We start from the raw sequence: 3,309 nt of genomic DNA, 5'->3' as shown, positions 1-3,309 counted from the left end.
AACATCAGCGTAAGGCTTTGTATAGTCAGCATCTCGGACTTTATTTAAAACATAATTTTCATAAGATGGTGCTTTGTTATATGTTGAATAACACCCAGAAAATAAGAACATGAAAACTAACATTAAACTATACTTCATATAAACCTCATTATTACTATTTTTTGTAGTTTACAATATTTTATATAAATTGGTGTTTAACCCAAATTAATTTATAGATTTTTATTAATAAAAGTTGAAGCGTTATTTTTCATTTTCTTTTCCTAATCTCTTTTTTTAACAGATATGTATGTTGTATTTATTACTACTTTTTGTTTTCCTAAAGTAGAAACTCTAGAAAGAGTTGGAATCATTGAAGCTATTTGATCTTTTCCAAGTTGAACTTTATCATTATTCATAAGTCCTGTAATTTGAATCATCCCCTCTTTGAATTTAATAGTATCTCTTGTAAGTTGTATTAGATTCTCAACAGATAAACATACTAGTTCATTATCTATTTTCAAGATAGGTGAGAAAATCATTGTATATTTGTTTTCTTGCATATCACGAATAGTTATTCTATATCTTCTTGACTGCATCTCCTTATGACTGAAAGGGAAAAGGATATTAAGATATTGATCCACTCCAGCATTGTCATACATAAATGATAATGTATCTTTTTGTAATAGTTTTAAAATAGCTATTTTTTTATCTTTTCCTAGTAATATCTCTGTATTTGCGTCTGTTGTGTAACTTATAGCATGACCTTTTAATTGTTTATCATGAGCCCCTTTAAATGCTGTCATTGGAATAGAAGATGTCTCTTGTTTTCTAGTTTGAAATGAAACTAATCCACTTAAACTATAACTATCTACACCAGACTTACTAAGACCCTTTATTGCAGTTATGCCACGCTCAAGCATATCCCATCTCTCTACTAATTTTCTTTTACCTACTTTTTGAGTACTTCCTTCATAAAATTGTGCAATTGGGAAGACTTCAATATATCCTCTTGAAAAATCAATATTTTCTTTTTGAGTACCTTTTATTTCATATTCTTTCCCTTCAATTTCAACAAAACTTTTAGGAAAATCAGCTCTTCGATAGTTTGAACTATTGCTATGGTCAAATAAACTTTGTCCATATTTTAAAGTTTGCATTGCTGAAGGATGGTTTGAATCATCTGTACTTGTTAAAGATACTACACCATTTACATTTCTACATACTGTTGCATTCCACACATCACCTGGTGAGAGAAAAATAGGCAGGTCTACTTCATGTGAAGCTATTCTTTCACGAAAAACTACTTTTGCTAAAATAGAAGAAGTTGTATTGGTATTGAATACCTTGACTTCAGTACATACATCATCTTCTGCAATATATATTGGGGCAATTAAAAAATCTCCAGTATTATCTGTTGAAATAACGACTTTATCAGCTGATAATGATGTTGTAAGTAAGGTTCCTAAAAGTATTCCTTTTGCTAATAAGTTAAACATGGTCTATCCTTTTATTTAATTAAATTTACTAACGGGTGGTTAGATTTTGGCTGTACAGTATTATAATTACTTTGTACTACATTATTTATATTTCTACTATATTCTTTTCTTTTACCTTTTTCTTTATAAGGATTTTTATTTTTAATAAAGTGCTGTTTAGGAGTGTTAAAATCTACAATTGCAAAATCCGATTTATGTGATTTCTTTTTTGAGATATTATGAGATATTATTCTAATTTTTCTACAACTATTTGTTAATTTACAATCGTTTGTAAGATAATTTGTTCGTGCAGAGGCAACAACTTTTCCAGACATGTTATCTAATATTCTTGCATTTAATACCATTTTACCTTCAAAGTATGTATATGTTCCAATAAGTACATAACTACTAGTAATATCTTTATTTAATAGTTTAATATTACGAGTAAGGTAATACTCACCATTCGCATTTATTGAGATGGTTTCTTGACCTCTAAAGTCAGTTACATTAAAGCCTCTTGTAAATAATTCATTAAAAAAGGCTTCCGATATAGTTCTTCCAAAATGAGTTGTTTTGTTAAATTGATGTAAATCTACAAAAGAAGTGATTGTGATTTCCTCATTAGTTCCATTTAGTCTATTATGTTGAAGCAATTTATTTGCTAATTCAGTAATGGCATTATCAATATTATTGTGCCCATTAACTATATACGTATTTTTTTCTTGAGTTTGTAAGTTTTGTGCTGTAATAGAATTTGGTATCAATACTAGCAAAAAAGTTATTGAAAATAAAATGTACTTTCTCATGTAGAATCCTTTTTTAAATAATTAAAGAATTGTACTAGTACTTTTCTTAATATTAGTTTAAATAATCTAATATTAAGAAATGATTTATTATAATAACAGATAAAGGAGCAATAAATGAAAAATTTATTTAAAATTGGAACATTATTAATAATGTTATTGTTATTAACTACAGGATGTAGTCAGAATAGGGCGTACAAAACATGGACTACTGACCCTTATATTCAAGATACATATAATGAAAGTATCAATGAAATTGCTGATCAATTATTAAGTAATAGCAGAATTAATAATGGAGATAAAATTGCAATTTCATCATTTGTAGATTTACATAAGTTAAATAAAACAACACATTTTGGTAGAAATTTGTCTGAAAGTATGTTTGATGAACTTCATGTAAGAGGATTTAATGTAGTTGATATTAGAGGGACTAAAACTCTTAGAGTTAATGCAAATGGTGAATTTTTTATTACTAGAGACATAGGGTTACTAAATAAGAAAAGAGTAGAGAATACATATGTTTTAGTTGGTACATATTCTAAATTTGGTAAAGGTATATTATTAAATATTAGGATAATTGATAACGTTACAGGCGATATTATATCAACAGCAAGGTCAATTATAGATGTAGATACTTGCGATGTATATGAAAATTGTGAGAAAGATAATAAAATTTTAAAAAAAGAGAAACTTGTTATACCTAAAAGAACCATAAGTATTTCTGATGCAGGCTGTTCCTATGTAGGTTGTCCAAGTAATTGCTACAATGGAAAGTGTGGATACGATAGAACAATAGATAAAATAAAACAAATAGTTAAACCTAAAAAAATACTTGGATGTCAGTAAATTATTTTAAAATTCAGAGACTAAAAATCTCTGTATTTTTTAGAATCATCATAAATTATAAATCTAATCTTAAATTTCACTATTAATCAAATAAAATTAACAAACAATTAACATATTCAACTTGATTTAAATCAAGTTAAGCTAAAATTCTTTCAATAAGTGGCGTTTCGCGTGGCTTTATTTTAAACTTTAGGAGGATGTTGATG

At 27.2% G+C, this 3,309-nt stretch carries 3 protein-coding genes; 1 reads left to right on the top strand and 2 read right to left on the bottom strand.

What is annotated here, in order from left to right; genetic code table 11:
• Positions 1-260: 260 nt before the first annotated feature.
• Entirely contained in the window at positions 261-1,475 is a 1,215-nt protein-coding gene (locus U9R42_06250; protein MEA3495621.1) for a hypothetical protein, read from the bottom strand.
• Between the two features lie 11 nt (positions 1,476-1,486).
• Positions 1,487-2,260 carry a FlgO family outer membrane protein gene (locus tag U9R42_06245; protein MEA3495620.1) on the bottom strand — a complete coding sequence of 258 codons (774 nt, stop codon included), beginning with the start codon at positions 2,258-2,260 and terminating at the stop codon, positions 1,487-1,489.
• Positions 2,261-2,374: 114 nt separating this feature from the next.
• Between U9R42_06245 and U9R42_06240 the strand changes: the two genes are divergently transcribed.
• Positions 2,375-3,103 (top strand): FlgO family outer membrane protein, encoded by a 729-nt coding sequence (locus U9R42_06240; GenBank protein MEA3495619.1) that lies wholly within the window; start codon positions 2,375-2,377, stop codon positions 3,101-3,103.
• Positions 3,104-3,309: the final 206 nt, after the last annotated feature.

Source organism: Bacteroidota bacterium, from assembly GCA_034723125.1.
GTDB lineage: Bacteria > Bacteroidota > Bacteroidia > CAILMK01 > JAAYUY01 > JAYEOP01.
The sequence above is the reverse complement of the archived record's forward strand: the minus strand, read 5'-3'. Positions and strand labels throughout refer to the sequence as shown.

Bases quoted from the DNA above. Each gene is read 5' to 3' on its own strand.
- U9R42_06240 (MEA3495619.1), top strand. From the start codon at position 2,375: ATGAAAAATTTATTTAAAATTGGAACATTATTAATAATGTTATTGTTA.
- U9R42_06250 (MEA3495621.1), bottom strand. From the start codon at position 1,475: ATGTTTAACTTATTAGCAAAAGGAATACTTTTAGGAACCTTACTTACA.
- U9R42_06245 (MEA3495620.1), bottom strand. From the start codon at position 2,260: ATGAGAAAGTACATTTTATTTTCAATAACTTTTTTGCTAGTATTGATA.